The 25,795-nt window shown below is 68.5% G+C and carries 25 protein-coding genes; 18 read left to right on the forward strand and 7 right to left on the reverse strand.

Annotated elements, in window-relative coordinates; all coding sequences use genetic code 11:
* Positions 1–218: transposase (locus tag ABB25_RS06210; protein ID WP_160319412.1), on the forward strand; the 218-nt coding region annotated here is incomplete at its 5' end.
* Between the two features lie 67 nt (positions 219–285).
* Here the strand turns inward: ABB25_RS06210 and ABB25_RS06215 are convergent.
* Together ABB25_RS06215 and ABB25_RS06220 are read right to left on the reverse strand one after the other, a co-directional pair.
* Positions 286–1,044 (reverse strand): TSCPD domain-containing protein, encoded by a 759-nt coding sequence (locus ABB25_RS06215; RefSeq protein ID WP_057665033.1) that lies wholly within the window; start codon positions 1,042–1,044, stop codon positions 286–288.
* Between the two features lie 114 nt (positions 1,045–1,158).
* Positions 1,159–3,312 (reverse strand): adenosylcobalamin-dependent ribonucleoside-diphosphate reductase, encoded by a 2,154-nt coding sequence (locus ABB25_RS06220; RefSeq protein WP_057665036.1) that lies wholly within the window; start codon positions 3,310–3,312, stop codon positions 1,159–1,161.
* Between the two features lie 475 nt (positions 3,313–3,787).
* On the opposite strand from ABB25_RS06220, the gene ABB25_RS06225 reads away from it, so the two are divergent.
* From ABB25_RS06225 to ABB25_RS06255, 7 genes are all read left to right on the forward strand, one after another.
* The gene (locus ABB25_RS06225) at positions 3,788–5,221 is read left to right on the forward strand and encodes a Do family serine endopeptidase (RefSeq protein ID WP_057665038.1); all 1,434 of its coding nucleotides are present in this window, start codon (positions 3,788–3,790) and stop codon (positions 5,219–5,221) included.
* A gap of 81 nt (positions 5,222–5,302) precedes the next feature.
* Positions 5,303–5,665 carry a hypothetical protein gene (locus tag ABB25_RS06230; protein WP_057665039.1) on the forward strand — a complete coding sequence of 121 codons (363 nt, stop codon included), beginning with the start codon at positions 5,303–5,305 and terminating at the stop codon, positions 5,663–5,665.
* A 1-nt stretch (position 5,666) separates the two neighbouring features.
* Positions 5,667–6,638, forward strand: a complete 972-nt coding sequence (locus tag ABB25_RS06235) for a phage holin family protein (RefSeq protein ID WP_057665041.1) — start codon at positions 5,667–5,669, stop codon at positions 6,636–6,638.
* Between the two features lie 62 nt (positions 6,639–6,700).
* The gene (locus ABB25_RS06240; RefSeq protein ID WP_057665043.1) at positions 6,701–7,402 is read left to right on the forward strand and encodes an HAD family hydrolase; all 702 of its coding nucleotides are present in this window, start codon (positions 6,701–6,703) and stop codon (positions 7,400–7,402) included.
* A gap of 21 nt (positions 7,403–7,423) precedes the next feature.
* On the forward strand, positions 7,424–8,785 hold the full coding sequence (locus ABB25_RS06245; RefSeq protein ID WP_057665045.1) for a leucyl aminopeptidase family protein: 1,362 nt from the start codon (positions 7,424–7,426) through the stop codon (positions 8,783–8,785).
* 446 nt (positions 8,786–9,231) lie between these two features.
* Positions 9,232–10,290, forward strand: a complete 1,059-nt coding sequence (locus ABB25_RS06250; RefSeq protein ID WP_057665047.1) for a catalase family peroxidase — start codon at positions 9,232–9,234, stop codon at positions 10,288–10,290.
* On the forward strand, positions 10,287–10,826 hold the full coding sequence (locus ABB25_RS06255) for a cytochrome b (protein WP_057665050.1): 540 nt from the start codon (positions 10,287–10,289) through the stop codon (positions 10,824–10,826). Before ABB25_RS06250 ends, ABB25_RS06255 begins: the two co-directional genes overlap by 4 nt.
* 49 nt (positions 10,827–10,875) lie before the next feature.
* On the opposite strand, the gene ABB25_RS06260 is transcribed toward ABB25_RS06255, so the two are convergent.
* From ABB25_RS06260 to ABB25_RS06275, 4 genes are all read right to left on the reverse strand, one after another.
* Positions 10,876–11,724 carry a pirin family protein gene (locus tag ABB25_RS06260; protein ID WP_057665051.1) on the reverse strand — a complete coding sequence of 283 codons (849 nt, stop codon included), beginning with the start codon at positions 11,722–11,724 and terminating at the stop codon, positions 10,876–10,878.
* A gap of 67 nt (positions 11,725–11,791) precedes the next feature.
* Complete coding sequence (locus tag ABB25_RS06265) at positions 11,792–12,496, reverse strand: pirin family protein (protein WP_057665053.1); 705 nt, start codon at positions 12,494–12,496, stop codon at positions 11,792–11,794.
* Positions 12,497–12,603: 107 nt separating this feature from the next.
* Complete coding sequence (locus ABB25_RS06270; RefSeq protein ID WP_057665055.1) at positions 12,604–13,206, reverse strand: response regulator transcription factor; 603 nt, start codon at positions 13,204–13,206, stop codon at positions 12,604–12,606.
* A complete protein-coding gene (locus tag ABB25_RS06275) occupies positions 13,203–14,516 on the reverse strand; it encodes a sensor histidine kinase (RefSeq protein ID WP_057665057.1) in 1,314 nt (437 codons plus the stop codon). Before ABB25_RS06275 ends, ABB25_RS06270 begins: the two co-directional genes overlap by 4 nt.
* Before the next feature lie 152 nt (positions 14,517–14,668).
* Between ABB25_RS06275 and ABB25_RS06280 the strand changes: the two genes are divergently transcribed.
* The 10 genes from ABB25_RS06280 to ABB25_RS06325 all read left to right on the forward strand — a co-directional run bounded on the left by ABB25_RS06280 (position 14,669) and on the right by ABB25_RS06325 (position 24,363).
* Positions 14,669–15,232 carry a gamma carbonic anhydrase family protein gene (locus ABB25_RS06280; RefSeq protein WP_057665059.1) on the forward strand — a complete coding sequence of 188 codons (564 nt, stop codon included), beginning with the start codon at positions 14,669–14,671 and terminating at the stop codon, positions 15,230–15,232.
* A complete protein-coding gene (locus ABB25_RS06285; protein ID WP_057665061.1) occupies positions 15,229–16,074 on the forward strand; it encodes an AAA family ATPase in 846 nt (281 codons plus the stop codon). The genes ABB25_RS06280 and ABB25_RS06285 overlap by 4 nt, the downstream gene beginning before the upstream one ends.
* Before the next feature lie 2 nt (positions 16,075–16,076).
* Positions 16,077–16,322, forward strand: coding sequence for a DUF2164 domain-containing protein (locus ABB25_RS06290; RefSeq protein WP_057665063.1), 246 nt, complete (start codon positions 16,077–16,079; stop codon positions 16,320–16,322).
* A gap of 3 nt (positions 16,323–16,325) precedes the next feature.
* Positions 16,326–17,504: a vWA domain-containing protein gene (locus ABB25_RS06295; RefSeq protein ID WP_057665065.1), complete on the forward strand. Its 1,179-nt coding sequence runs from the start codon at positions 16,326–16,328 to the stop codon at positions 17,502–17,504.
* A gap of 160 nt (positions 17,505–17,664) precedes the next feature.
* Complete coding sequence (locus tag ABB25_RS06300; RefSeq protein ID WP_057665068.1) at positions 17,665–18,351, forward strand: RDD family protein; 687 nt, start codon at positions 17,665–17,667, stop codon at positions 18,349–18,351.
* The gene (locus ABB25_RS06305) at positions 18,348–19,313 is read left to right on the forward strand and encodes a stage II sporulation protein M (protein ID WP_057665071.1); all 966 of its coding nucleotides are present in this window, start codon (positions 18,348–18,350) and stop codon (positions 19,311–19,313) included. Before ABB25_RS06300 ends, ABB25_RS06305 begins: the two co-directional genes overlap by 4 nt.
* Complete coding sequence (locus ABB25_RS06310) at positions 19,303–20,886, forward strand: DUF4129 domain-containing protein (protein ID WP_152981066.1); 1,584 nt, start codon at positions 19,303–19,305, stop codon at positions 20,884–20,886. Before ABB25_RS06305 ends, ABB25_RS06310 begins: the two co-directional genes overlap by 11 nt.
* The gene (locus tag ABB25_RS06315) at positions 20,883–21,998 is read left to right on the forward strand and encodes a DUF4350 domain-containing protein (RefSeq protein WP_057665074.1); all 1,116 of its coding nucleotides are present in this window, start codon (positions 20,883–20,885) and stop codon (positions 21,996–21,998) included. The genes ABB25_RS06310 and ABB25_RS06315 overlap by 4 nt, the downstream gene beginning before the upstream one ends.
* Before the next feature lie 26 nt (positions 21,999–22,024).
* Positions 22,025–23,017 (forward strand): AAA family ATPase, encoded by a 993-nt coding sequence (locus ABB25_RS06320; RefSeq protein WP_057665355.1) that lies wholly within the window; start codon positions 22,025–22,027, stop codon positions 23,015–23,017.
* Between the two features lie 47 nt (positions 23,018–23,064).
* A complete protein-coding gene (locus ABB25_RS06325; RefSeq protein WP_057665356.1) occupies positions 23,065–24,363 on the forward strand; it encodes a DUF58 domain-containing protein in 1,299 nt (432 codons plus the stop codon).
* A gap of 232 nt (positions 24,364–24,595) precedes the next feature.
* On the opposite strand, the gene ABB25_RS06330 is transcribed toward ABB25_RS06325, so the two are convergent.
* The gene (locus ABB25_RS06330; protein ID WP_057665076.1) at positions 24,596–25,795 is read right to left on the reverse strand and encodes a glutathionylspermidine synthase family protein; all 1,200 of its coding nucleotides are present in this window, start codon (positions 25,793–25,795) and stop codon (positions 24,596–24,598) included.

Here is a 25,795-nt window from a genome sequence, read left to right on the forward strand (position 1 = left end):
CCCAAGGCAGCGGCATTGCGGCCCTGGAGCACTTCGCGCACAAGCTCAAGGCTTACCTGCACGGAATCCTGTCCCGCTGCCGGCACCGGCTCAACACCAGCATCGTGGAAGGCATCAACAACACCATCAAGGTCATCAAACGCCGCGCCTACGGGTACCGCGATCAGGAATATTTCTTCTTGAAAATCCGCGCAGCCTTCCCCGGTATCCTGCGATGAACCATAAAAAACCCAGCTTTCGCTGGGCTTTTTATCACAACTTCTTGATGTCAGCTTTCTGCAAGCCTCAACCGCACTTCGAGTAACCGCAGTTCAAACACGTCTGGCACCCATCCATGATCACCAGCGCCTTGGTGCTGCACTTGTCGCACATGGTGGCGCTGGCCGGGAACGAGGCATCACCTTCATTGGCCTCCACCACCACAATCTCGGCAACCTTCTCGCTGTGGCCCTTGGAACGGTCCTCGTACTGCTTGCGCTTTTCGGCAATCAGCGCCTTCTGGTGCGCACTCATTTCCGGGTCGTGCAGCATGCCGATGGACTTCAGGTGCTCTTCGACCACAAAGCCCAGCTCGGCCACCAGCGAGGGCATGTAGACGCCACCGGCCTTGAAGTAGCCGCCCTTGGGGTCGAACACGGCCTTCATTTCCTCCACCAGGAAGGTGACATCGCCACCCTTGCGGAACACCGCGCTCATGATGCGGGTCAGCGCGACGATCCACTGGAAGTGTTCCATCGACTTGGAGTTGATGAACACCTCGAACGGGCGGCGCTGCTCGTGCTCCGAACCCGGGTTGAGGATGATGTCGTTGATGGTGACGTAGAAGGCGTGCTCGACCAGCGGCGACTTGATCTTGTAGGTGCTGCCCAGCAGCATCTCCGGGCGTTCGATCGCCTCGTGCATCTGCACGATGGCCGGGTCGTTGGCGGCCGGCGCGGCGGCCAGCGGTGCCGGCGCTTTGGCCGCGGCAGCGGCTTCGCGCGCCTTGTCATCCGGGGTGATGACCGAATAACCCTTGATCTTCTTTGCAATCTTGACGGCCATGCAGGCGTGTCCTTTTAACGGTGAGGGGCCGCGACAGGCGCGTTGCCCGGTAATGGAGTGATGCGGCAGCGGCAAGCGGTGGCGCCGGGAAACCGATCCCGGCGCCGGCACGGCTCAGAACTTGCCGTAATACCCTTCCTTCAACGCATCGAACAGGTTGGCGGCGGTGTGCATCTCGCCGTCGTATTCGATTTCCTCGTTGCCCGGCACTTCCACCACCGAGCCGTCTTCCAGCTCGAAGCGGTAGGTGGTGTTGGCCAGGTCGGTGTCCTTGACCAGCACGCCCTGGAAGGCGGCCGGGTTGAAGCGGAAGGTGGTGCAGCCCTTCAGGCCCTGCTCGTGGGCGTAGCGGTAGATGTCCTTGAAGTCCTCGTACGGATAGTCGGTCGGGACGTTGGCGGTCTTGGAGATCGAGCTGTCCACCCACTTCTGCGCGGCGGCCTGCACATCCACATGCTGCTTGGGGCTGATGTCATCGGCAGCGATGAAGTAATCCGGCAGCTGGGCATCGGCCTCGCTGGCATACGGCATCGCCTTCGGGTTGACCAGCTCGCGGTAGGCCAGCAGCTCGAAGGAGAACACGTCGACCTTTTCCTTGGACTTCTTGCCTTCGACGATGACGTTGCGGCTGTAGTGGTGCGCGAACGACGGCTCGATGCCGTTGGAGGCATTGTTGGCCAGCGACAGCGAGATGGTGCCGGTCGGGGCGATCGAGCTGTGGTGGGTGAAGCGCGCACCGACGGTGGCGATCTGCTCGATCAGCTCCGGGGCGACCTCGCCGATGCGCTGCATGTAGCGGCTGTAGCGCGCGTGCAGCACGCGGCCTTCGATGCTGTCGCCGACCTTGTAGCCATCGGCGGCCATTTCCGGACGCTTGCGCAGCATCTCGCCGGTGACTTCGAACACCTCGTCCATGATCGGCGCGGCGCCCTTCTCGCGCGCCAGCTCGACGCCGGTTTCCCAGCCGGCCAGGGCCATGTCGCGGGCAATGGCCTCGGTGAACTCGCACGACTCGGGCGAGCCGTACTTCATCTTGAGCATGGTCAGGGTCGAACCCAGGCCGAGGAAGCCCATGCCGTGGCGGCGCTTGCGCATGATCTCGATGCGCTGCTGCTCCAGCGGCAGGCCGTTGACCTCGACCACGTTGTCCAGCATCCGGGTGAACACGCGCACCACTTCCTTGTACTCGTCCCAGTCAAAGCTGGCCTGGTCGGTAAAGGCGTTGCGCACGAACTTGGTCAGGTTGATCGAGCCGAGCAGGCAGGCACCGTACGGCGGCAGCGGCTGCTCGCCACACGGGTTGGTGGCGCGGATGGTCTCGCACCACCAGTTGTTGTTCATCTCGTTGACGCGGTCGATCAGGATGAAACCCGGCTCGGCGTAGTCGTAGGTGGAGACCATGATCATGTCCCACAGGTGGCGGGCACGGATGTGGCCATACACCTTGCAGGCCACCAGGCCGTCGTCACGCACGATGTAGTTCTCGTGGGTCGGCCACTCGCGCCAGACGATGTTGTCCACGCTCTCGTCGATGGTGGCCTGTTCCTTGGTGTTGATCGGGAACACCAGCGGCCATTCGGCATCGGTGTTGACCGCTTCCATGAAGCCGTCGGTGATCAGCAGGGAGAGGTTGAACTGGCGTAGGCGGCCGTCCTCGCGCTTGGCGCGGATGAAGTCCTTCACGTCCGGGTGGGACACGTCGAAGGTGCCCATCTGCGCGCCACGGCGGCCACCGGCGCTGGACACGGTGAAGCACATCTTGTCGTAGATATCCATGAAGGACATCGGGCCGGAGGTGTAGGCACCGGCGCCGGCGACGAAGGCACCGCGCGGGCGCAGGGTGGAGAACTCATAGCCGATGCCGCAGCCGGCCTTCAGGGTCAGGCCCGCTTCGTGGACCTTCTCCAGGATGCCGTCCATCGAATCGGTGATGGTGCCCGACACGGTGCAGTTGATGGTGCTGGTGGCCGGCTTGTGTTCCAGCGCGCCGGCGTTGGAGGTGATGCGGCCGGCCGGGATCGCGCCACGGCGCAGCGCCCAGGCAAAGCGTTCTTCCCAGTGCGCACGCAGCTCCGGCGTGGCTTCTGCTTCGGCCAGCGCGCGCGCGACACGGCGGTAGGTACCGTCGATATCGGCATCCACGGCCTCACCGGTCTTGGTCTTCAGACGGTACTTCTTGTCCCAGATATCCATCGATGCCGGCTGCATCGGGATCTCCTGGCTGTCCGGAACCCCGGTGGTAGCGACGACCGCCTGAACCTTGCTCATGTTGTGCCTGCTCTCCATGGTGCACCCGAAGGTACGTATCTGAAATTAGTGATGTGGATCACAATCAAGGTGACAACGACAGACACCCGGACCGAACGCCTGACGCGCCCGTCTGTACTGGGGATGGGGACCTGCGGTGCTGCTGTTGCGGGGCACTTCGATCATTGTCATTGCACACCATTGCTGATTGGGTGCTGCCTCAAGCGATAACCCTACCGCTAGTGGACTACATTCGTGGCACCGCTACATCTTGTGCCTTCGACGCAGCCCAGCTTACCCACCGCACGGTGCAAGTCAAACGAAAAATTTGCCCGCGGGGGCTTGCAATCCAGCAACCCCGCACCGGGCTTGGGTTTGCCGTCGTTACCGGGTTTGGTTGACCGTTCAGGGCCCGCTGGCAACACTCGTTCAGCTTGAAACCCGGCTCGCTGCCACTACCTTCGTGAAGCTGCCCAACCCCCAAGGGAACCTGCCGATGCGTCCGTTACCGACCCTGCTCACCCTCTCCCTGGCCGCGGCCTTTGGTGGTTTTGCCGCCAGCGGCATCCATGCGCTGCTGGACAACCCGGCCCAGGCCGCCAGCGTCCCGGCGGCCAGCGTGCTGCCGGCCGCCGCCAGCCTGCCGGCCAGTGTCGCCGGGCAGCCGCTGCCGTCGCTGGCACCGATGCTGGAAAAGACCATGCCGGCGGTAGTCAGCATCAACACCAAGCAGGTGGTGCGGGTGCGCAACCCGTTCTTCGATGACCCGGTGTTCCGCCGCCTGTTCCCGCAGGTGCCGGCCGAGCGCATCAATGAATCGCTCGGCTCGGGGGTGATCATCGATGCGGCCAAGGGCTATGTGTTGACCAACCACCATGTCATCGACAACGCCGACGACGTACAGGTGACCCTGGCCGACGGGCGCAGCTTCAGTGCCGAGTTCCTCGGCTCCGATGCCGACACCGACGTGGCGCTGATCCGGATCCCGGCCGAAGGCCTGACCGCGATCACCCTGGCCAACAGCGACCAGCTCAAGGTCGGCGATTTCGTGGTCGCCATCGGCAACCCGTTCGGCTTCAGCCAGACGGTGACCAGCGGCATCGTCTCGGCGGTCGGACGCAGCGGCATCCGCGGCCTGGGCTACCAGAACTTCATCCAGACCGATGCCTCGATCAACCCCGGCAACTCCGGCGGCGCACTGGTCAACCTGTCCGGCCAGCTGGTCGGCATCAACACCGCCAGCTTCAACCCGCAGGGCTCGATGGCCGGCAACATCGGCCTGGGGCTGGCGATCCCGGCCAACCTGGCGCGCAGCGTGGTGGAGCAGCTGCTGGCCCATGGCGAGGTGATCCGCGGCACGCTCGGGGTGGAAACCCAGAACCTGACCCCGCAGCTGGCCAATGCGCTGGGGCTGGAGGAAACCCGCGGCGCGCTGATCACCCGCGTGCTGCCCGGCTCCGGTGCGGCCGATGCCGGCCTGCAGCCCGGCGATGTGGTGCTCAGTGCCAATGGCCAGCGCATCGCCAATGCCGCGGCCCTGCACAACATCGAAGGCCTGCAGGCGGTGGGCAGCCGGCTGAGCCTGGAGATCCGCCGCGACGGCAAGCCGCTGACCCTGCGCGCGACCCTGCACGAGCAGCTGCGCCAGCTCTCCGGCGAGAGCCTGGACCCGCGGCTGGGCGGCGCCCGCTTCATCGAGCTGCCCGAAGCCACCCGCCAGGCCGGCCTGAGCGGGGTGCTGGTGGCCGAGGTGGCCCGTGGCAGCCGCGCCGAAACCAGTGGCCTGGCCCGCGGCGATGTGCTGCTGGCCAGCAGCGCCGGTGAATTCAATGACCTGGCCGGGCTGCGTGCCAGCTTCAAGCGCAAGCCGCCGCAGCTGGTGCTGCGCATCCTGCGTGGCAACCGGCGGGGCGACCTGGTGATGCGCTGACAGCGTGTGAATGTCGAACGTGCTATCAAGACCGCTCTTTGGCGCCAAGCAGGCGCTGTTCCCCCAGCAAAGGAGTAAGCGATGAGTCCGACCAACAGCGAAAACCTCAAGGATCAGCTCAACGAAGCCGGCAGCCACCTGAAGGCCGCTGCCAATGCCGCCGGCACCGCGGTCAAGGGCGTGGCCAGTTCCGTCTCCGACGAAGCCGTGCAGGCCAAGGCCAGGATCAAGGCCGAGCTGTCTGAAACCGCGCAGTACGGCAAGTCCGCCGCCCACGCCGGTGGTGCGGTGGCCAAGGAACAGGTCGATGCGCTGATGGACAAGAGCCGCGACCTGATCGACAGCGCTGCCGAGCTGATCCGCGAAAAGCCGTTGGCCTCCTTCGGCGTGGCGTTTGCCGCCGGCTTTTTGATCGCCAAGCTGACCCGCAGCAGCCACGATTGACGTGAGCACGCCCGATACCGCCGCCACGGCGGCATCGTCTGCGTCGGCGGACCTGCCCGGGGGTGACGCCCCGGGCATCGGCGAGGCCTTCCAGACCATCGGCGAGGCCGGGCGCGACAGCCTGGACTCCGGGCGGGACATGGGCCGGGCGATGCGCCGGCTGGTGGCTGCCGAAGTGGCCCAGGCACGCATCGTGCTCGCCCGTGCCGCCGTCTGGCTGGGTATCGCGGTGGCCTTCGGGGCCAGCGCCTGGCTGCTGTTGATGGCCGCCCTGATCACCGGCCTGTACGCAGCCGGGCTGAGCTGGCTGGCCGCCACCTCGATCAGTGCGCTGGTGAGCCTGCTGGTGGCCGCCGTGGGTGCGTGGCAATCACTGCGCTACTTCGAGATGGCCCGCTTCGAGGCCAGCCGCAAGCAGCTGGCCCACCTGTCACGCGACGATGGCGACGATGAGCAGGACCAGGTGCGCAAGCCCAACCTGGCCCAGGTGCAGCGACGCATCGAACGGGCCAGCCAGGTCATGGACGGCCGCCGCACCCAGCTGCGCCAGAACATGCAGCAGATGCGCAGCACCTGGCATGCGGCCTGGACCCCGTGGCGCATCCTCGGTGCCGGCCTCGGCGCAGGCTTCGTCTCCGGCAAGCTGGATCCGGAAAAGGCCGCCGCCGGGGTCGCCTCGCGCTTTGCCTCCGCCCCGAAGATCCTGCAGTTGCTGACTGCCCTGTCCGGCCTGCTGGCCGCGACCCGGGCCCAGGTGGCAGCGGCCGAAGCCGAATTCGCCGCGGCCGAAGCCGGGCAGCACGAAGACGGTGCCCAGGCCGCCGGCGCCGAAGTGGCCAGCGCGGTGCCGGGCATGGCCACCAGCACCGCAGCCGCGGCCGGGGTCAGCCAGCCCCTGAACGCCAGCGGCCACGGCCAGCAGCCGCCGGCCGCCGAAGCGGCGACCGAGCTGGGCGAAGACGAACAACGCTGAATCCTGAGCGTTGGCGATGACCCCGCGCCGGGCCCACCCCGGCGCGGGGGTAGAATGGCGCGGTGAACATGCCCATTGCTGCCATTACCCTGGACCTGGACGACACCCTGTGGCCGTTTGCGCCGATCGCCTCGCATATCGACCAGGTGCTCGATCGCTGGCTGCGCACCCACAGCCCGGCCACCGCCGAACGCTTCCCGATACCGGCCATGCAACAGCTGCGCGAGCGCACCTGGCAGGCACACCCGGAGCTGGCCCACGACCTGTCGGCGCTGCGCCGGATCACCCTGGAAGCGGCGTTCCAGGCCAGTGGTGCGCCACTGGAACTGGTGCAGCCGGCCTACGAGGCGTTCTATGCCGCGCGCAACACCGTCACCTTCTATGACGATGCGCTGGACGCACTGCAGCGCATCGCCGCGCGTTTCCCGATCGCCGCACTGACCAATGGCAACGCCGACCTGACGGCCATCGGCATCGACCACCTGTTTGCCTTCCAGCTGGGCGCGCGTGAGCACGGCGCAGCCAAACCGGCGCCGAGCATCTTCCATGCCGCCTGCGCCCAGCTCGGCGTGCCGCCACCGCAGGTGCTGCATGTCGGTGACCACATCGAGCTGGATGTGGCTGGCGCCCAGCGCGCGGGCCTGCGCGGCTGCTGGATCAACCGGATCGGCGCGCAATGGAACCACCCTGCGCTGCAGCCTGACCTCCACTTTGACACCCTGACCGGGCTGGCCGACTGGCTCGATGCCCACGTCGCCGCCTGACTTCCGTAACGAGGACCTGCCATGACCCTGCCTGCCGGCTTTACCGCCCCCACCGACAACGCGCTGCCGCTGTACGTGCTCGACAGCACCGGCCTGGCGGCCTGGCGCGCAACCCAGCCGGCAGCGGTGGCCGCCTACCTGGATGCCACCGGCTTCACCGCCGCCGCCGGCAGCGTCGCGCTGATTCCCGGTGCCGACGGCCTGGCCGCGGCCGCCATCGGCGTGGGTGACCGCAACGATGCCTACAGCTACGCCCACGCCCCGTTCGCGCTGCCGGCCGGCACCAGCTGGCAGCTGGCCAGCAGCGATACCAATGCCGACCTGCTCGCCCTGGGCTGGGGCCTGGGCAGCTACCGCTTCAACCGCTACCGCAAGCCGGCGCGAGCGCCGGCCCAGCTGGCCGCCACGCCGTCGACCGAGGTCGCTGCGTTGATCGCCGCCTGCTGCCAGGTGCGCGACCTGGTGCACACCCCGACCGAGGACATGGGCCCGCAGCAGCTGGAAGACACCATCAAGGCGATGGCCCAGGCCCACGGTGGCCAGTGCACGGTGATTGCCGGCGATGCCCTGCTGGAGCACAACTTCCCGACCATCCACGCCGTGGGCCGCGCCTCGCACCGTGCCCCGCGCCTGATCGAACTGCGCTGGGGCAAGGCCGATGCGCCGAAGCTGACCCTGGTCGGCAAGGGCGTCTGTTTTGATACCGGTGGCCTGGACATCAAGCCGGCCGACGGCATGCGCAACATGAAAAAGGACATGGGCGGTGCCGCCCATGCCATCGGCCTGGCCGCGCTGGTGATGGCGCAGAAGCTGCCGGTGCAGCTGACCCTGCTGGTGGCCGCAGTGGAAAACGCCATCGGCCCGAACGCACTGCGCCCGGGTGAAGTGGTCACCACCCGCGCCGGGATCAGCGTGGAGATCGACAACACCGACGCCGAGGGCCGGCTGATCCTGTGCGACGCGCTGGCCTATGCCGCCGAGGACAAGCCCGAAGCGATCATCGACTTTGCCACCCTCACCGGTGCGGCGCGGATCGCGCTGGGGCCGGACCTGCCGGCGCTGTTCGCCAATGACGATGTGTTGGCACAGCAGTGGATCGATGCCGGCATCGCCTGCGCCGACCCGGTGTGGCGCATGCCGCTGTACCGCCCCTACCTGCGCTACCTCAAGAGCGGGGTTGCCGACATGGCCAATGCCGGCTCGCGCATGGCTGGTGCGGTGACTGCCGCGCTGTACCTGGAGCGCTTCATCCCGGCCGGCCAGACCTGGGCGCACCTGGACGTGTACGCCTGGAACGATACCGACCGCCCGGGCCGCCCGGCCGGTGGCGAGGCGCTGGCCCTGCGCAGTGCCTGGGCGATGCTCAAGGCGCGTTATGGCTAAAAGCCAGGAGTGAGTGGAGAGGAGTGAGGAACGAGAGGCGGCGGTTGCCGGCCTTGTTGCCTGACCGACAGAACCGCGCCTTCGGGCGCGGTTTTTTGTTGCCGCGGACGGCGGGGAGCGAGGAACCAGTAGCCAGGAGTGAGTGGAGAGGAGTGAGGAACGAGAGGCGGTGGTTGCCGGCCTTGTTGCCTGACCGACAGAACAACGCCTTCGGGCGCGGTTTTTTGTTGGTGCGGACGGCGGGGAGCGAGGAACCAGTAGCCAGAAGTGAGTGGAGAGGAGTGAGGAAGGGGAGGAAGGCATTGGCCGGCGTGGGTGCCTGCCGGCGGAGGGCTGTGTGCCGGTGGCTGCATCCGTGCAACGGACTGTCCGGATGGCGTGCTTTCATCCTGCCGGCAGCGGTACCCGATACTGTGCCCCGACCTTTGGCAAGCACGCGTGGATCCATGTCCCCTCCTCCTTTGAGTACACGCCAGCGGCTGGGACGTACCGCCGCGATCGGTGCCCTGCTGGCCGCCGCCGCGGGCGGCCTGCTGTATCTGTCCGACCGGCTGGGCCCGGCGCGCCAGGCCCGTCAGTTCATCGATACGCTGGAAGCCAGCGGCGCCAGGCATGCCGGCTACCGGCGCGCGCACAGCCATGGTGTCTGCGTTTCCGGCTGGTTCGAACCCCGGCCGGCGCTGGCCCAGCTGTCGCGGGCAGCGATGTTCACCCAGACCCGGATCCCGGCCCAGGGCCGGCTGTCGATCGGTGGCGGTGGCCCGGAGGCCGCCGAGGCCGCCGCGCGGGTGCGCAGCCTGGCCCTGCAGCTGACCGGTGAGGATGGCCAGCAGTGGCGGCTGGCGATGAACAGCTTCCCGTTCTTTGCCATGCCCAGCGCCGAAGCTTTCCTGGAACAGGTGCGCGCGCAGACCCCGGACCCGGCCACCGGCAAGCCCGACCCGGCCGCCATCGCCGCGCTGCAGGCCCGCTACCCCAGTGCGCGTGCCTTTGCCCAGTGGGCGCGCACGGCACCGTGGACCGACAGCTGGGCCAATACCGGCTACAACGGCATCCACACCTTCTACTTTGTCGACGCTGATGGCCAGCGCACCCCGCTGCGCTGGTCGTTCGTACCACTGGCCGAGGCACAGAGCATGAGCGAGCAGCAGCGCCAGCAGGCACCGGCCAATTACCTGAGTACCGAGCTGGCCGGACGCCTGGCCCAGGGTCCGGTCGGCTGGACCCTGCAGCTGCAGCTGGCCGAGCCGGGTGATGTACTGGAAGACCCGTCCATCGCCTGGCCGCAGGAGCGGCGCACGGTCGATGCCGGCACGCTGTGGATCGATGCCATGCAGCCCCAGCAGGGCGGTTACTGCGATGGCGTCAATTTTGACCCCACCGTGGTTCCGGACGGCATCGCGATCTCGGCCGACCCGATCCTGGCAGCCCGCTCGGCGGTCTACGCCCAATCCTGGAACCGCCGGCTGCAGGAGCAGCGCCAGGCAGCGGAGGACACGCCATGAGTGCACAGCCGGACCGCTTTGCCCCCAGCCTGCGCGTGCTGCACTGGCTGATGGCGGTATTGATCGTGGCGATGCTGGGGGTTGGCCTGGTGATGACCAGTTCGCTGACCCTGCGCCCGCTGCTGCTGGACATCCACCGCCCACTGGGCGTGGCCATCCTGCTGCTGGCGCTGCTGCGGCTGGGCCTGCGCCTGACCCAGGCGACCCCGCCGCTGCCGGCCAGCCTGCCGCGCTGGCAGGTGTGGGCGGCACAGGCCAGCCATGTCGCGCTGTATGCACTGATGCTGGCGATGCCGCTGCTGGGCTGGGCGATGCTCTCGGCCGGGGGCCTGCCGGTACAGCTGTGGCCGGGCACGCTGCTGCCGGCGCTGGTCGCCCCGTCGCCGGCCACCTACAGCCTGCTGCACCAGATCCACCAGCTCGGTGCCTGGGCCCTGGCCGCTCTGGTGCTCGGCCATATCGGCGCTGCCCTGCTGCATGCCTGGGTCCACCGCGATGGCGTGTGGCAGGCGATGGCCGGCGGCAAGCGCCGCTGAAGCCCCACCCCGGCCAGAGCATTCAGTGGCCCTGGCCGGGCATGGCCCTTCAGGGCAGCGGGATGAATTCCTGGTCGTCGGCGTCGGGCAGCTTCATCCGCCCGGCGCGCCAGTCGGCCTTGGCCTGCTCGATCCGCTCGCGCGAGGATGAGACGAAGTTCCAGTCCACGAAGCGTTCGCCGACCGGCTCGCCACCGAACAGCATCAGTGTGGTCGGTTCGCTGGCGCGGGCCTGGGCTCCGGGGGCGAACACGCCGAGCTGGCCCGGCTGCAGGGTCTGGCTGCCCACCGCCAGTGCCCCGGCCACGACATAGGCGGCCACCTCGCCCGGCGGCAGCGGCAGCACCTGGCCAGGGGCCAGTTCCAGGTGGAAATAGAACAGCGGGCTGTGTACCGGCACCGGCGAGCGCAGGCCCAGCGCACTGCCGGCAATCAGCCGGCCACGCAGGCCGGGTTCGTCGATCAACGGCACATCAGCGGCATCGATGTGGTCAAAGGACGGGGCGATCTCCTCCTGGCCGTCGGGCAGCGCGACCCAGGTCTGGATGCCATGCAGCGGGCCGCCCTGGGCGCGCTGCTGCTCGAAACGCTCCGAATGGGTGATGCCCGAACCGGCGGTCATCCAGTTGACCTCGCCGGGCAGGATCGGCTGCTCACTGCCGACGCTGTCACGGTGCATCATCCAGCCCTCGAACAGCCAGCTGATGGTGGCCAGGCCGATATGCGGGTGCGGGCGGATGTCGGCCTCGCGCGGCAAGCCGGCAGCCCACTGCACCGGGCCCATGTGGTCGAAGAACACGAACGGGCCGACCATCCGCCGGCTGCGGTGCGGCAGCACCCGGCCCACTTCCAGCTGGCCCAGCGAGTGCCGGCGTTGATCAATCACCTGTTGCAGCATGGCCACACTCCAGAAGGGCAGGCGGGCAGGATGCCGATGCCTGCGTTGCGATCACGTCGTGGCCGGCTCAGGCCAGCGGCGGCAGGTCGAACACCAGCACTTCGGCGTTGTTGCCCTGGCCCAGGGTGATCAGCGGCTCGCCGTCGAACTTCAGGGCATCACCGGCACCGAGCGCGCGGCCGTTGACCTGCAGCTGGCCACGCACCACATGCACATACCCCAGCCGGCCCGGCGCCAGCGCCAGGCTGGCCTGCTCGTCGCCGTCAAACAGCCCGGCATACAGCAGCGCGTCCTGGTGGATGGAGACCGAATCCTCGCGCCCGTCCGGGCTGGCCACCACCCGCAGGCGGCCACGCTTGTCGGCCTCGGCAAAGGCCTTCTGCTCGTACGACGGGGTGACCCCCTGGCGGTCGGGGAAGATCCAGATCTGCAGGAAATGGGTGGTGCCCGGGCTGTGGTTGAACTCCGAGTGCATCACCCCGGTGCCGGCGCTCATGCGCTGCACCTCACCGGGCACGATGGTGCCGACATTGCCCATCGAATCCTTGTGCGCCAGTGCCCCGTCGATGACGTAGCTGATGATCTCCATGTCGCGGTGCGGATGGGCACCAAAGCCACCGCCAGCAGCTACCCGGTCCTCGTTGATCACCCGCAGCGGGCCGAAGTGGACGTGGGCCGGGTCGTGGTAGCCGGCAAAGGAAAAGCTGTGCCAGGAATCGAGCCAGCCATGGTTGGCATGGCCACGGTCGGCGGCGGCGCGCAGGGTGATCATCACGGATGCTCCGAGGAGGCCGCCCGACATGGGTGGCGATGCCGACAGTCTATTACCAACAAATCTGCAATAAACCCCACTTAAAAAGACTGATTGTTCCACTGCGGCTACAGCCAACCCTTCTGCCGCGCCAGCCGATACGCCTCGACCCGGTTGGAGACGGCCAGCTTGCTGATGCACTCGGACAGGTAATTGCGCACCGTGCCGTGGCTCAGGCCCAGGCGGCTGGCGATGTCACCGGACGTCAGCCCTTCGCCAGCCAGCCGCAGTACCTGGCGCTCGCGTTCGCTCAGCGGGTCGAGCTCGGTCCAGGCCGCCACCGCCAGTTGCGGGTCGACCACCTTGCCGCCGGCCTGCACCGTGCGCAGGGCGGCGGCCAGCTGTTCGGCCGGCGCATCCTTGAGCAGATAGCCCCCGACCCCGGCCTCCATCGCCCGGCGCAGGTAGCCGGCGCGGCCGAAGGTGGTGACGATCACCACGCGGGTGGCCAGTTCCTGGCGGGCGATGCGCTGGGCCAGCTCCAGCCCGGTCAGGCCGGGCATCTCGATATCGGTGACCAGCAGGTCCGGGCGGTGACGCTCGATCGCCCGCCAGGCCGCCTCGCCATCACCAACCGCTTCCAGCACCTCGATATCCGGCTCCAGCCCGAGCAGGGCGGCAAGGGCGCCGCGCACCATCGATTGGTCTTCGGCCAGGACGATGCGGATCATGCCGGCTGCTCCACCGCCACCGCCAGCGGCACACTGACGGTGAGCTGGCTGCCGATGCCACGCCCGCCATCGATGGACAGCACACCATCCACGGCTTCCACCCGTTCGCGCATCCCGGTCAGGCCATTGCCACGTCGCGTGCCGATGCCACGCCCATCATCACTGATGATCATCTGCAGCACATCGCCGGCAACGACGAATTGCAGTCTGGCGGTACTGGCGTCGGCATGCCGGGCGATGTTGGTCACCGCCTCGCGCAGCACCAGCGACAGTGCGGTGTCCAGCCCCGGCGGCAGCGGCGGCGGCGCATGCGCCTGCCAGCTGACACCGCGCGATTCAAGCAGCAGGCCGGCCGAGGCGATCTCGCCATGCAGGTCGGTGGCACGCATCCCGGTCACCGCTGCACGCACCTGGGCCAGCGCCTGGCGTGCGACGGTTTCGGCATCAAAGGCTTCCTTGCGTGAGCGCTGCGGGTCACTGTCGGCCAGCTTGCGCGACAGCTCCAGCTTCAGCGTGATCAGCGACAGGGTGTGGCCGAGCAGGTCATGCAGGTCACGGCCGATGCGCTCACGCTCGGCGGCACTGGCCTGGGCACGCAGCGCGGCCTGGCTGTTGTCGAGCAGTTTCCGGCGGGACCATTCAGCGGTGTAGTACCAGGTGGACAGCAACATCGATACGGCCAGCAGCAGCACCCCTCCCGTCCTCGCCAGGCCCTGCCCCAGCCCCAGGGTAAGACCGGCATGGACGCCGACAGCGATCAGCACCACGAGCACCTGAACCAGCTTGGAAAGCCGGGGTTTGCTCCCGATCACGTCATCGATCAGCCAGCCCACGGCCAGGCCGTAGGGAAGGATCAGCGAGTGGGACGGACTCCAGGCCTGCACGGCCAGAACCCCGGCCATCGCCACCAGCGCCAGGCACAGCGACCGCCTCACCGGCAACCACGCACACAGACACCAGGCAACGATGAGGACATACCCACCCCAGAGTTCGTAGGCGAGGCTGCCCAGCAACGGCGAAAGATCTTTCTCCATGCTCTGGGGAACACCGATCAGCCCATATACCCCCTGCGCGTCGAGATTGCCGGACAGCAGAAGAAACGGCAGTGCAATCAGGCCAACCAGCGCCGACAGCAGGATCAGCAGCGGCGTTACGACGAAAAAGTAGAAGTCGGACCGCTTGTGCGATGTCGCACGAGCCCAGCGCATCAGCGCCGAGTCATCGGCCGGCCGCAGCCACTGCGGCCAACGGTCGAAAAAGGGATGGGGCTGACGCATGGTGTCTTCCGTGTGGGTGATCGTGATCGACATGGCTGAACTCCCTGGTTGGTGCGGCCATGCTCCGCTGCCTGCGCCTGCCACCCTACTGGCAAGCGTCAGCCATCGCACCTGACAACTGTCATGCAGCCGGCTGCCGTCCGGCTATCATCCGGGCTTCCACTTGTGTTGACGGACCCCCGACCATGCCTGCCCTGCGCCCCTTCCTGGACAAATTCCCCACCGTCGGCGAGCGCGCCTACATCGACCCGGCCTGCACCATCATCGGTGACGTGGAAATCGGCGCCGATGCCTCGGTCTGGCCGGGCACGGTGATCCGCGGTGACGTCAACCATGTCCGCATCGGTGCGCGCACCAACGTGCAGGACGGCACCGTGATCCACGTCAGCCACGAAAGCCCCTACAACAAGGGCGGCTACCCGACGCTGATCGGCGAGGGCGTGACCGTCGGCCACGGCTGCATCATCCACGCCTGCACGATCGGCGATTACTGCCTGATCGGCATGGGCGCGGTGATCCTGGACGGCGCGGTGATCCAGGCCAATGCCTTCATCGCCGCCGGTGCGGTGGTCGGCCCGGGCAAGGTGGTCGGCAGCGGCCAGCTGTGGGCCGGCAACCCGGCCCGCCACATGCGCGATCTCAGCCAGAAGGACATCGAAGGCCTGCGCTATTCGGCCGACCACTACGTCAAGGTCAAGGACCAGTACCTGGGCATGGTCGCCGAGGGCCGCCAGGAGGCCGGGGCATGAGCTTTGCCGGTACCCAGCGCTATATCGCCACCCCGGAGCTGATGGCCGCCGTCAATGCGGCCATCGCACTGCAGAAGCCGCTGCTGATCAAGGGCGAGCCGGGCACCGGCAAGACCCTGCTGGCCGAGGAAGTGGCCGCCGCGCTGGGCGCACCGCTGATCACCTGGCACATCAAGTCCACCACCAAGGCGCAGCAGGGCCTGTACGAATACGACGCGGTGTCGCGCCTGCGCGACTCGCAGCTGGGCGATGCGCGCGTGCACGACATCGGCCACTACATCCGCCGCGGCAAGCTGTGGGAGGCCTTTGCCAGCGAGCAGCGCGCGGTGCTGCTGATCGACGAGATCGACAAGGCCGACATCGAGTTTCCCAACGACCTGCTGCACGAACTGGACGCGATGGCCTTTGATGTCTACGAGACCGGCCAGACCGTGCGCGCGCGCCACCGCCCGGTGATCCTGATCACCTCCAACAACGAGAAGGAGCTGCCGGATGCGTTCCTGCGCCGCTGCTTCTTCCACTACATCGCCTTTCCCGATGCCGATACCCTGCGCCAGATTGTCGATGTGCATTTCCCGGCCATTGACCAGCAGCTGGTCGGCCACGCGCTGCGGGCCTTTTTCCAGCTGCGCGAGGTCCCGGGGCTGAAGAAGAAACCCACCACCTCCGAGCTGGTGGACTGGCTGCGGCTGCTGATGGCCGATGAGCTGGCCGCGCGCCAGCTCACCGACGCACCGGCCGAAAAGGCCCTGCCGCCACTGGCCGGGGCCTTGATCAAGAACGAACAGGACGTGCAGCTGCTGGAGCGGCTGATGTTCCTCCACCGTCGACAGGGGCGCTGAACATGCAAGGCATCCACTTTTCCCGCGACCAGCACGAACAACTGGCCGCCGACCTGCAGCAATGGCTGGCCAACAACACCAGTGCCGACATCGGCCGCTTCGAGGCCGGCTTCCTGCTGGACCATGTCAGCCAGCTGCTCGGCGCCTACTGGTACAACCAGGGCCTGCGTGATGCGCAGACCCTGCTGGCCAAGCGCGTGGACGAGCTGCAGCACAGCATTTCCGACCTGGAACAGGCCGAGCGCTGAGCGATGTTCCTGGCCTTGTTCGATGCGCTGCGCAGGCAGCGGGTGCCGGTCACGCCACGCGAATGGCTGGACCTGCTGGCCGCGCTGCAGGCCGGTGTCAGCGAGCCCACGCCCGAAGGCCTGTATGCACTGGCGCGCACCGTGCTGGTCAAGGACGAGGGCCATTACGACCGTTTTGACCGCGCCTTTGCCCAGTTCCTTGGCCAGGTCGCCTCCACCCCGGCCGATGCACTGGGCAAGGTGATCCCCGACCACTGGCTGAGCGACGCGCTGCAGCGCGAGCTCAGTGACGAGGACAAGGCCAGGCTGCAGCAGGTCGGCTCGCTGGAGGAGCTGATGCGCCAGTTCGCCGAGCGCCTGGCCGAGCAGCACGAGCGCCACGAAGGCGGCAACCGCTGGATCGGCACCGGCGGCACCAGCCCGTTCGGGCATTCGGGCTGGCACCCGGGCGGGATGCGCGTGGGCGGGCAGAGCCGCCACCGCAGCGCGGCCAAGGTCTGGGAAAAACGCAGCTTTGCCGAGCTCGACGGCGATGCCGAACTGGGGCCGCGCAATTTGAAGATGGCCCTGCGCCGGCTGCGCAAGTTTGCCCGCAGCGGTGCGGCCGAGGAATTCGACCTGGAAGGCACCATTGCCGCCACCGCGCGCGACGGCGGCCTGCTCAACGTGGCCATGCGCCCGCAGCGGCGCAACGCGGTCAGCGTGCTGTTGCTGCTGGATATCGGCGGCTCGATGGATGACCACGTCGCTGCCGCCGAGGCGCTGTTCGGCGCGGCGCGGGCCGAGTTCAAGCACCTGGTGCACGCCTACTTCCACAACTTCTTCTACGACACGCTGTGGACCCAGGCCCGGCGCAGCAGCGCCGACGAAGTGCCGCTGCTGGACGTGCTCAACCGCTACGGCCCGCACTGGCGGGTGGTGATCGTCGGCGATGCGGCGATGCATCCGTGGGAGATCCTTGCCCAGGGCGGCTGCAATGAAGCCTGGAACGATGAACCCGGCCAGGTCTGGTTCCAGCGCCTGCAGGCGCATTTTCCGCACCTGGTGTGGATCAACCCGGTGCCGGCCGAACGCTGGCCCTACACCCAGTCCACCACGCTGGTACGCCAGCTGCTGGAGGACCGGATGTACCCGCTCACCCCTGACGGCCTGGCCCGGGCCATGACCGAGCTGGCGCGGTAAAGGCAGCGGCCGTGCCCTGTGCCGGTGCGGCAACCGGGCAGGGCCGCACCGCCGGCAGCAACAAAGTGTGCCGCCGGTGCCGGGGCACAGGGCTATCGGCCGGCGGCGTTGAGCCGGTAAAGTGCTGGGCTTTCCCGTCAAACCGGTCTTGCCCGTGGCAATGGATGCCTTGCTGGACAACCACCGTGTGGTCTACACCCCCGAAGGGGTGGCCCTGCCGTTGATTCCCGCCGGTGCCCTGCCGCGTGCACTGGCCTGGCTGGTGGACCTGATCATCCGCCTGGTGCTGCTGGCCCTGCTGGGCAGCGCGCTGCAGGTACTGGGCAAGCTGGGGGTCGGCCTGTTCCTGATCGTGATGTTCTGCGTCACCTGGGGCTACACCATCGTCTGCGAAGGGCGCTGGGGCGCCACCCCGGGCAAGCGCCTGCTCGGGCTGAAGGTGGTGGCCGCTGATGGGGCCCCGCTGGGCTGGACCGCGGCGGTGGTACGCAACCTGCTGCGCACGGTGGACATGCTGCCGTTGGGCTACATGATCGGGCTGCTCAGCAGCCTGTTCGACCGCCACGGCCGCCGCCTCGGTGACCTGGTGGCCGGCAGCCAGGTCATCCACACCGGCAACACGCACAGCCGCCTGCGCCTGCCCGAGGTTGCCGGCCAACCCTTGCCGCTGCCGCTCAAGACCCACGAACACGCCCTGCTGCTGGCCTTTGCCGAACGCGCCCAGGGCTTGCCCGGCGCGCGCCGCAACGAGCTGGCCAACCTCGCCAGCCCGCTCACCGGCTGCAGCGGCGAGGCCTCCACCCGGCAGCTGTACGCACTGGCCAACGGCCTGCTGGGGCGGCAATGAAACAGGCGCAGTTCGTTGCCCGCCACCAGGCCAACTGGGCAGCCCTGGGCCAGTGGCTGCACACCCCCGCGCACAAACGCGAACGCCGCCACGCCGAGCGCTTTGCAGCCCTCTACCGCCAGCTCTGCCACCACCTGGCACTGGCCCGGCGGCGCGGCTACAGCCCGCAGCTGCTGGCCCAGCTGGAGCAGCTGATGCAGCTGGGCCATGCCGAGCTCTACCGCACCCCGCCGGTGCCCTGGTACCGGCTGCCGCTGTTCCTGCTGGTGCAGTTCCCGCGCACCGTGCGTGCCCACCACGGCGCGATGCTGGTGGCCAGCGTGTTGTTCTGGGGCCCCTTGCTGGCCACCCTGGCCCTGCTGCAATGGCGCCCGGAACTGGCCGACACCCTGCTCGACAGCCAGACCCTGGCGCAGATGGAAAAGATGTACGACCCCACGGCCGAGCGCCTGGGCCGCGACAGCGGCAGCGACTGGCAGATGTTCGGCTTCTACATCTACAACAACATCTCCATCGGCCTGCGCACCTTTGCCAGCGGCCTGCTGTTTGGCATCGGCGCGCTGGTGATCCTGCTGTTCAACGGCATCACCATCGGCTCGGCCGCCGGCCACCTGACCGCGACCGGCGCCGGTGCCCCGTTCTGGGAGTTCGTCAGCAGCCATGCGCCGTGGGAACTGACCGCCATCGTGCTGGCCGGCGGTGCCGGCCTGCAGCTGGGCATGCGGGTGCTGGCACCGGGGCAACTCTCGCGCGGCCAGGCCCTGGCCCAGGCCGGGCGCGATGGTGCGGTGATCATCCTCGGCGTGGTGGTGATGCTGCTGCTGGCCGCCTTCATCGAGGCGTTCTGGTCGGCACAGACCGTGATCCCGGCCGGGGTCAAATACGCTGCCAGCGCGCTGGGCTGGCTGCTGGTGGCCGCGTGGTTGCTGCTCGGTGGGCGTGGGGACGGCCGTGCGCATTGAGGACCTCACACTGGTGCTGCGCCCGCGCGGCGGCTTCCAGGCCGCCGATCTGGGCATGGGCCTGGTGCGCGCCAATGCGCGGGTGATCTGGCTGGCCTGGCTGGCGTTGGTGCTGCCGGTGGCCCTGGCCCTGAACCTGGCCGGCTGGTACCTGGACATGCTGTGGCTGGCCGGGCTGCTGCTGTGGTGGCTCAAGCCGGTGTTCGAGCGCATCCCGCTGTATGTGATCTCGCGCGCCGCCTTCGGTGAGCAGGTCAGCGTCGGCCAGGCCCTGCGCGCCCAGGCCGGCTTCGGCCTGGGCAGACTGCCGGCCTATCTGCTGTGGCGGCGGCTGGGCCTGGCGCGCAGCCTGATGATGCCGGTGGACATGCTCGAAGGCGGGCCGCCCTCCCTGCGCCGGCAACGCCGCCATGCCCTGCTCGGCGAGTACGGCATGGCCGCGCTGGTGACCTGGCTGATGGCCCACTTCGAGCTGCTGTTGAGCGTGGGCATCGTCGCCCTGAGCGGGCTGATGCTGCCGCCGGACATGCTCGGTGATGCAGCGCGCGAGCTGTGGGAAAACATCCGCAGCGGCGACCACACCTACCGCGTGCTGGTAATGAACCTGCTGGCGCTGGTGGCGATGACGGTGATCGGGCCGCTGTATGTCGGCGCCGGTTTCGGCCTGTACCTGGATGCGCGCACCCGGCGCGAGGCCTGGGATATCGAACTGGGCCTGCGCCGCCTGCGCCAACGCCTGCTGGCCCTGCACCGGCCGCTGTCGGCGGCCTTGCTGGCCTTCGGCCTGGGCCTGCTGCTGACGGCCAGCCCGCTGGCACAGGCGCAGGACACCCCGGCCGATACCGCGCCGGTGAGCAAACAGGTCAGCGATGTGGACCAACCTGGCCCAGCCAAGCAGGCAGCCAGCGCAACCGCACGCAGCGCCACGGATGCCACCACGCCGGCCAGCGAGCAGGCCTTTGCCCGTGCTGTGACCCAGGCCTATGCCCACCCGGATTTCGGCCAGCAACGCCAGCGCCAGGAACGGGTGGTTGAACAGGATCCGGCCGCCACGAAACCCATCCAGCTCCCCGACCTGTTCGCCGGCCTGGCCCGCGTGCTGTCCACCCTGGGCGGCGTGGTGCTGTGGGTGCTGCTGGGCATCGCGCTGCTGGCCATCGTGCTCACGGCCCGGCGTTGGTTGCCCTGGCTGGGCTGGCAGCGCGCCCCGCAGCTGGCACTCAGCCAGATCGAGCAGCAGGCACTGGGCCTGCCGGACACCCTGCCCGACGGCATTGCCGACCATGCCCAGCGGCTGTGGCAGCAAGGCCGCGGCCGCCAGGCCATGGCCCTGCTCTACCGTGGCAGCGTGGCCGCGCTGGACCGCCTGGGCCAGCAGCCGCTGCCGGCCGGCGCCACCGAGGCGCAATGCCTGCGTGCTGCCCGCCAGCTGCCCGAAGCCAGCCAGCGCGAGCTGTTCAGCGATACCGTGCGCAGCTGGCAGCAGACCGCCTGGGCCGGCCAGCTGCCCAGCGAGGCCGGCTTTGCCCAGCTGCTGCAACGGCTGCGCCAGCAACCGGGGTGGCTGACATGAGCAACCGCCTGATCACAGTGCTGTCCGCGCTGGTACTGCTGGCCGCCGGCCTGCTGGCCTGGTATGTCAGCACGCTGGAAAAGCGCACCGTCCACTACGTCACCCCGGCGCGCAATGCGGCCGCCTACAACCCGCTGTTCGTGCTGCAGCAGGCCCTGCAGGAACTGGACTACCCGGCCAGCTCGCACCGCTACTTCGGTGCCATCCAGGCCCCGCTGATGCCCGGCGACACCGTGGTGATGCTGGCCGACGGCCGCCAGCTCAACAGCCGCCAGGCCCGCCAGCTGGCCGAAGCCGTGGAGCAGGGCCTGCACCTGGTCGCCCTGCAACCCGGCGGGCGGCGCAAGCAGGCCGCGATCGACCCGGGCCGCCTGCTGCGGCAACTGGGCTTCCAGGCCAACCCGGACTGCGAGCAGGACGACTGCGACCAGCGCCTGCTGCCTCCCGACGGTGCCAGCGTCGAGCAGCACGACCGCCGCCAGCTCAGCGTGCGCCTTGGCCACGGCCGGGTGGACCTGTTCACCTCACTGGACTTCCTGCGCACCGGCAAGGTGTTGCCGGGCCGCGAACAGACCGGCATCAACGGTTTTGCCAGCGACGGTCTGGCCTCGGCCGACAACCAGAACAAGGCCTGGCAGCTGCTGGCCCCCAACCTCGGCCGCGGCCATGTCTACCTGGTCTACGACCAGCGCCACGACCGCTGGTGGATGCGCCTGCTGCGCGACGGGGTGATGACCTGGCTGCCGCTGGCCCTGCTGCTGGCCGGCTGGCTGTGGGCCCGCAGCCAGCGCCTGGGCCCGTTGCTGCCCGACCCGGAGCCGGAACGCCGCTCGCTGCGCGAACACATCATTGCCAGTGCCCACCACCTGTGGCGCAACGGCCGTGGCCTGAGCCTGTATGACCAGGCCCTGGCCGCCCTGCACGCCCGCATCGCCAGCCGCGCCCCGGCGCTGGCCGGGCTGCAGGGCATCGCGCTGGAGCAGGCACTGGCCCAGCGCACCGGCATCGATGCGCGCCAGCTGGCCAGCGCCCTGCGCCGCCCGCCGGCACATGACAAAACCGCGCTGGCACAGCGCATCACCGTTTTGATGGAAACAAGGAACCTGCTATGAGCGCGCTGCCGCCCCTGCCCGAAGCCATGCCCTCGCTGACCCCGGCGCTGGCCCCCGCTGCCGCCGGCCATCCCCTCGCCGGCCAGGTACAGGCCCTGCGCGAGGCAGTCGGCCAGGCCTTCATCGGCCAGGACGAGGTGCTCGAACAGATCCTGGTGGCCCTGCTGGCCGGCGGCCATGTGCTGATCGAAGGCGTGCCCGGGCTGGGCAAGACCCTGCTGGTGCGCGCCCTGTCGCGGGCGATGTCGCTGGAACATGCGCGCGTGCAGTTCACCCCGGACCTGATGCCCAGCGACATCTGCGGCCATGCCGTGCTCGACCCGGCCAGCGGGCAATTCCAGATCCGCCGCGGCCCGGTGTTCACCCACCTGCTGCTGGCCGACGAGATCAACCGCGCCCCGGCCAAGACCCAGTCGGCCCTGCTCGAGGCCATGGCCGAAGGCCAGGTCACCATCGAAGGCCAGTCCTTTGCGCTGGACCAGCCCTTCCTGGCCCTGGCCACCCAGAACCCGGTCGAGCAGGAAGGCACCTACCCACTGCCCGAAGCGCAGCTGGACCGTTTCCTGTTCAAGGTGCTGATCGGCTACCCCAGCCTGGAAGACGAGCGCGCCCTGGTCGCGGCGGTGACCACTGGCCGGGCCGCCAGCAGTTTTGACCTGGACGCCGTACCGCGCGTGCTCACTGCCGCCGATGTCAGCGCCCTGCAGCAGGCCACCGCCAGCATCAGCGTTGATGACCAGCTGCTGGACTACGCCGTGCGCATCGCCGCCGCCACCCGGCGCTGGCCGGGCATCAGCGCCGGTGCCGGCCCGCGTGGTTCGATCGCCCTGGTGCGCGCCGCCCGCGCCCAGGCCCTGCTCAACGGCCGCGATTTCGTCATCCCCGACGATGTCCGCCAAGTGGCCCTGCCAGCCCTGCGCCACCGCATCAGCCTGTCTCCGGAGCTGCAGATCGAGGGCCAGAGCTGCGATGACGTGCTCGGCGCGCTGCTGACCAAGGTCAGCGCCCCGCGTCGATGAGCCCGGACCTGCCCGCTCCTGCCTCCCGTCCCGGGCGCTGGCACGGCCTGCGTCCGGCCCCGGCCATGTGGGTGCCGGCCCTGCTCTGGGCCGGTTGTGGCCTGGCCGTGAACGTGGGCCAGCTGCCGGCCCGGGACTGGTGGCTGGCCGGCGCCGTGCTGGCCCTGCTGGCAGGCATTGATGCGTGGTACCTGGCACGGCGTGCCAGCCCACAGGTGCGCCGGCTGCTGCCCGAGGTATGGCCACTGGACGTGGGCCGCGAGGTGGTGCTGGAAATCGACGGCTACCGCCGGCAGACGCTGGACGTGTTCGACCATGTCCCGGCGCACTGGCAACAGCAGGGCCTGCCGCGCCGGCTGAGCCTGCGCCCCGGCCAGTGCAGCCGCCTGCGTTACCAGGCCACCCCGCAGCGGCGCGGCGCCGCCCGCTTTGCCGGGGTGGACCTGCGCCTGTTTTCCAGCCTGCGGCTGTGGACCCAGCTGCGCCATACCCCGCCCGGCCAGCAGGTGCGGGTGTATCCGGATTTCATGCCGCTGACCCGGCTGGCCCTGCACAGCGCCGAGCGTGCCAGCCAGCTGATCGGCGCGCACATCCAGCGCCGTCGCGGCGAAGGCACCGATTTCCACCAGATGCGCGATTACCGCATCGGCGACAGCCTGCGCCATGTCGACTGGAAGGCCACCTCGCGGGTGCGCCGGCTGATCTCGCGCGAGTACCAGGACGAGAAGAACCAGCAGCTGGTGCTGCTGCTGGATACCGGCCAGCGCATGCTCGCCCGCGACGATGGCCGCAACCATTTCGACGACGTGCTCAATGCCGCCCTGTTGCTGGCCTGGCTGGCCCTGCGCCAGGGCGATGCGGTGGCCATGGCCGCCCATGGCGGTGAGCAGCGCTGGGTAGCCGGCAAGCGTGGCCCCGGCCATCTGGATACCCTGCTGCGCGCCTGCCATGACCTGCACCCGCAACCGGTGGCCACCGACTACCTGGCCGCAGCCAGCGAGCTGAGCGGGCGCCAGCGCCGGCGCTCGCTGGTGGTGCTGCTGACCAATATCCGCGACGAGGACAGCGACGAGCTGCTGGCCGCCGTGCAGCTGCTCAAGCAGCGCCACCTGGTGTGCGTGGCCAGCCTGCACGAAACCGCGCTGCAGGCGATGCTGGTGCCGCAGCGCGATACCCCGCACGGCGGTATCCACGCCGCTGCCGCCGCGCATTACCTGGCCCAGCGCGCCCAGGTGCATGACGCCCTGCGCCGCCACGGCGTGGACGTGCTCGATGTCACCCCGGCCGCGCTGCCGGCCGCGCTGGTCAACCACTACCTGGCCATCAAGCGCGCCGGCCGGCTGTAGCGCCCGGCCCCTGCCCTGCAGGCGCAAATCGCGGCACCGCAATGGGCCCTGACTGCCGGGAAGTCATTTTTGTTGCGGCGGTAACGCCAATGTCACCACTGCCTTACACACTGGCGCGCATAACGGACAGGCCCCCAGCGTGGCGGGGCCTGATTACTACATCACGCTTTCTCTCTCCAAGTGGGGCGCCTTCGTGGCGCCCGTTTTTATGGGCGGCTACCACCCGCCCCGGCTAGACGTAAATCCGGCCATTGCCGGCACTGACCGGCGGCGGCACGTCATCGATGATGGCGTGCGGTACGAAGCGCGCCGAGTCCTTGGTGATGCGGCTGTCGTCCTCGCGGATGCCGATGCCGCAAGCGGCATCGCCGACCACCCAGCTGCCGATCAGCGGGTAATTGCCGTCGAAGTTGGGCAGCGGGTGTGCCGCCTGGAGGATCGCCGGGCCGGTGTACGGGCCTTCGCTTTCCTGCCAGCTGCCATCGGCCAGGTGCAGGGCGATATTGGCCCCCTCGCGCGAGAACAGCGGCTTGCGTACCCACCCCTTTGGCAGCGCCGCGCCGGTGTCAAAGTGCGCTTCGAGCAGGTTCGGGTGGCCCTGGTGGCGCTGCCACAGCAGCGGCAGGATGCCCTTGTTGCTCAGCACCGCCTTCCAGGCCGGCTCCAGCAGCTGCAGCCCGGAAGCCGGCAGCGCCTTGCCGAATTCCTCGGCCATCAGGTCTTCCAGCGGGTAGAGCTTGAACAGGCTGCCGATCACCGTGTCATCCAGCGTGGTGAAGCGGCCATCGGCGCTGATGCCGATTTCCTCCAGCGCAATCGCCTGGCCGTGCAGGCCGGCCTGGGCGGCGCAGTCACGCAGGTAATCCACCGTGCCGCGGTCCTCGACCGAGGTGGACATCGCGGCAAAGCACAGCGGCGGCGGCAGGTGCCCGGACAGGAAGCCGAACCGCTCCACCAGCGCCTCGTGGATGGCATTGAACTGGTCGGCATGGGCCGGCAGCAGGCCGGCAGCCTTCTGCTCCTCCAGCCACTGCCACTGGAAGAAGCTGGCCTCGTACAGCGAGGTCGGGGTGTCGTAGTTGAACTCGTACAGCCTGGCCGGGCCGCGGCCGTCGTAGGCCAGGTCGATGCGCCCGTACAGGTGGCCATGGCCCTGCTTCCAGCTGTTGGCCACCCAGTCGCGGAAATCGCGCGGAATGGCCAGCTTGTCCATCAGCTCTTCGCTGCCCACCACCTCGTCCACCAGGTCCAGCGCCATCGCGTGGATCTGCGCGGTCGGGTCCTCGATGTCGTTCTCGATCTGGGCCAGGGTAAAGGCGTAGTACGCGCGCTCGTCCCAGTAGCGCGCACCGTCGATGGTGTGGAAGGCGAACCCGGCTTCCTCGGCCCGGGCGCGCCAGTGGGCGCGCTCGGCAATGGCAATGCGCTTCAC

The sequence above is a fragment of the Stenotrophomonas koreensis genome, assembly GCF_001431525.1.
GTDB lineage: Bacteria > Pseudomonadota > Gammaproteobacteria > Xanthomonadales > Xanthomonadaceae > Stenotrophomonas > Stenotrophomonas koreensis.

What these genes read in the sequence shown, in the direction of transcription:
- ABB25_RS06215 (WP_057665033.1), bottom strand. Translation starts at nt 1,044, where the DNA reads ATGGCCGTCAAGATTGCAAAGAAGATCAAGGGTTATTCGGTCATCACC.
- ABB25_RS06290 (WP_057665063.1), top strand. Translation starts at nt 16,077, where the DNA reads ATGCAAGGCATCCACTTTTCCCGCGACCAGCACGAACAACTGGCCGCC.
- ABB25_RS06260 (WP_057665051.1), bottom strand. Translation starts at nt 11,724, where the DNA reads ATGCTGCAACAGGTGATTGATCAACGCCGGCACTCGCTGGGCCAGCTG.
- ABB25_RS06230 (WP_057665039.1), top strand. Translation starts at nt 5,303, where the DNA reads ATGAGTCCGACCAACAGCGAAAACCTCAAGGATCAGCTCAACGAAGCC.
- ABB25_RS06225 (WP_057665038.1), top strand. Translation starts at nt 3,788, where the DNA reads ATGCGTCCGTTACCGACCCTGCTCACCCTCTCCCTGGCCGCGGCCTTT.
- ABB25_RS06250 (WP_057665047.1), top strand. Translation starts at nt 9,232, where the DNA reads ATGTCCCCTCCTCCTTTGAGTACACGCCAGCGGCTGGGACGTACCGCC.
- ABB25_RS06285 (WP_057665061.1), top strand. Translation starts at nt 15,229, where the DNA reads ATGAGCTTTGCCGGTACCCAGCGCTATATCGCCACCCCGGAGCTGATG.
- ABB25_RS06295 (WP_057665065.1), top strand. Translation starts at nt 16,326, where the DNA reads ATGTTCCTGGCCTTGTTCGATGCGCTGCGCAGGCAGCGGGTGCCGGTC.
- ABB25_RS06305 (WP_057665071.1), top strand. Translation starts at nt 18,348, where the DNA reads ATGAAACAGGCGCAGTTCGTTGCCCGCCACCAGGCCAACTGGGCAGCC.
- ABB25_RS06315 (WP_057665074.1), top strand. Translation starts at nt 20,883, where the DNA reads ATGAGCAACCGCCTGATCACAGTGCTGTCCGCGCTGGTACTGCTGGCC.
- ABB25_RS06320 (WP_057665355.1), top strand. Translation starts at nt 22,025, where the DNA reads ATGCCCTCGCTGACCCCGGCGCTGGCCCCCGCTGCCGCCGGCCATCCC.
- ABB25_RS06270 (WP_057665055.1), bottom strand. Translation starts at nt 13,206, where the DNA reads ATGATCCGCATCGTCCTGGCCGAAGACCAATCGATGGTGCGCGGCGCC.
- ABB25_RS06245 (WP_057665045.1), top strand. Translation starts at nt 7,424, where the DNA reads ATGACCCTGCCTGCCGGCTTTACCGCCCCCACCGACAACGCGCTGCCG.
- ABB25_RS06265 (WP_057665053.1), bottom strand. Translation starts at nt 12,496, where the DNA reads ATGATCACCCTGCGCGCCGCCGCCGACCGTGGCCATGCCAACCATGGC.
- ABB25_RS06275 (WP_057665057.1), bottom strand. Translation starts at nt 14,516, where the DNA reads ATGTCGATCACGATCACCCACACGGAAGACACCATGCGTCAGCCCCAT.
- ABB25_RS06280 (WP_057665059.1), top strand. Translation starts at nt 14,669, where the DNA reads ATGCCTGCCCTGCGCCCCTTCCTGGACAAATTCCCCACCGTCGGCGAG.
- ABB25_RS06300 (WP_057665068.1), top strand. Translation starts at nt 17,665, where the DNA reads ATGGATGCCTTGCTGGACAACCACCGTGTGGTCTACACCCCCGAAGGG.
- ABB25_RS06255 (WP_057665050.1), top strand. Translation starts at nt 10,287, where the DNA reads ATGAGTGCACAGCCGGACCGCTTTGCCCCCAGCCTGCGCGTGCTGCAC.
- ABB25_RS06220 (WP_057665036.1), bottom strand. Translation starts at nt 3,312, where the DNA reads ATGAGCAAGGTTCAGGCGGTCGTCGCTACCACCGGGGTTCCGGACAGC.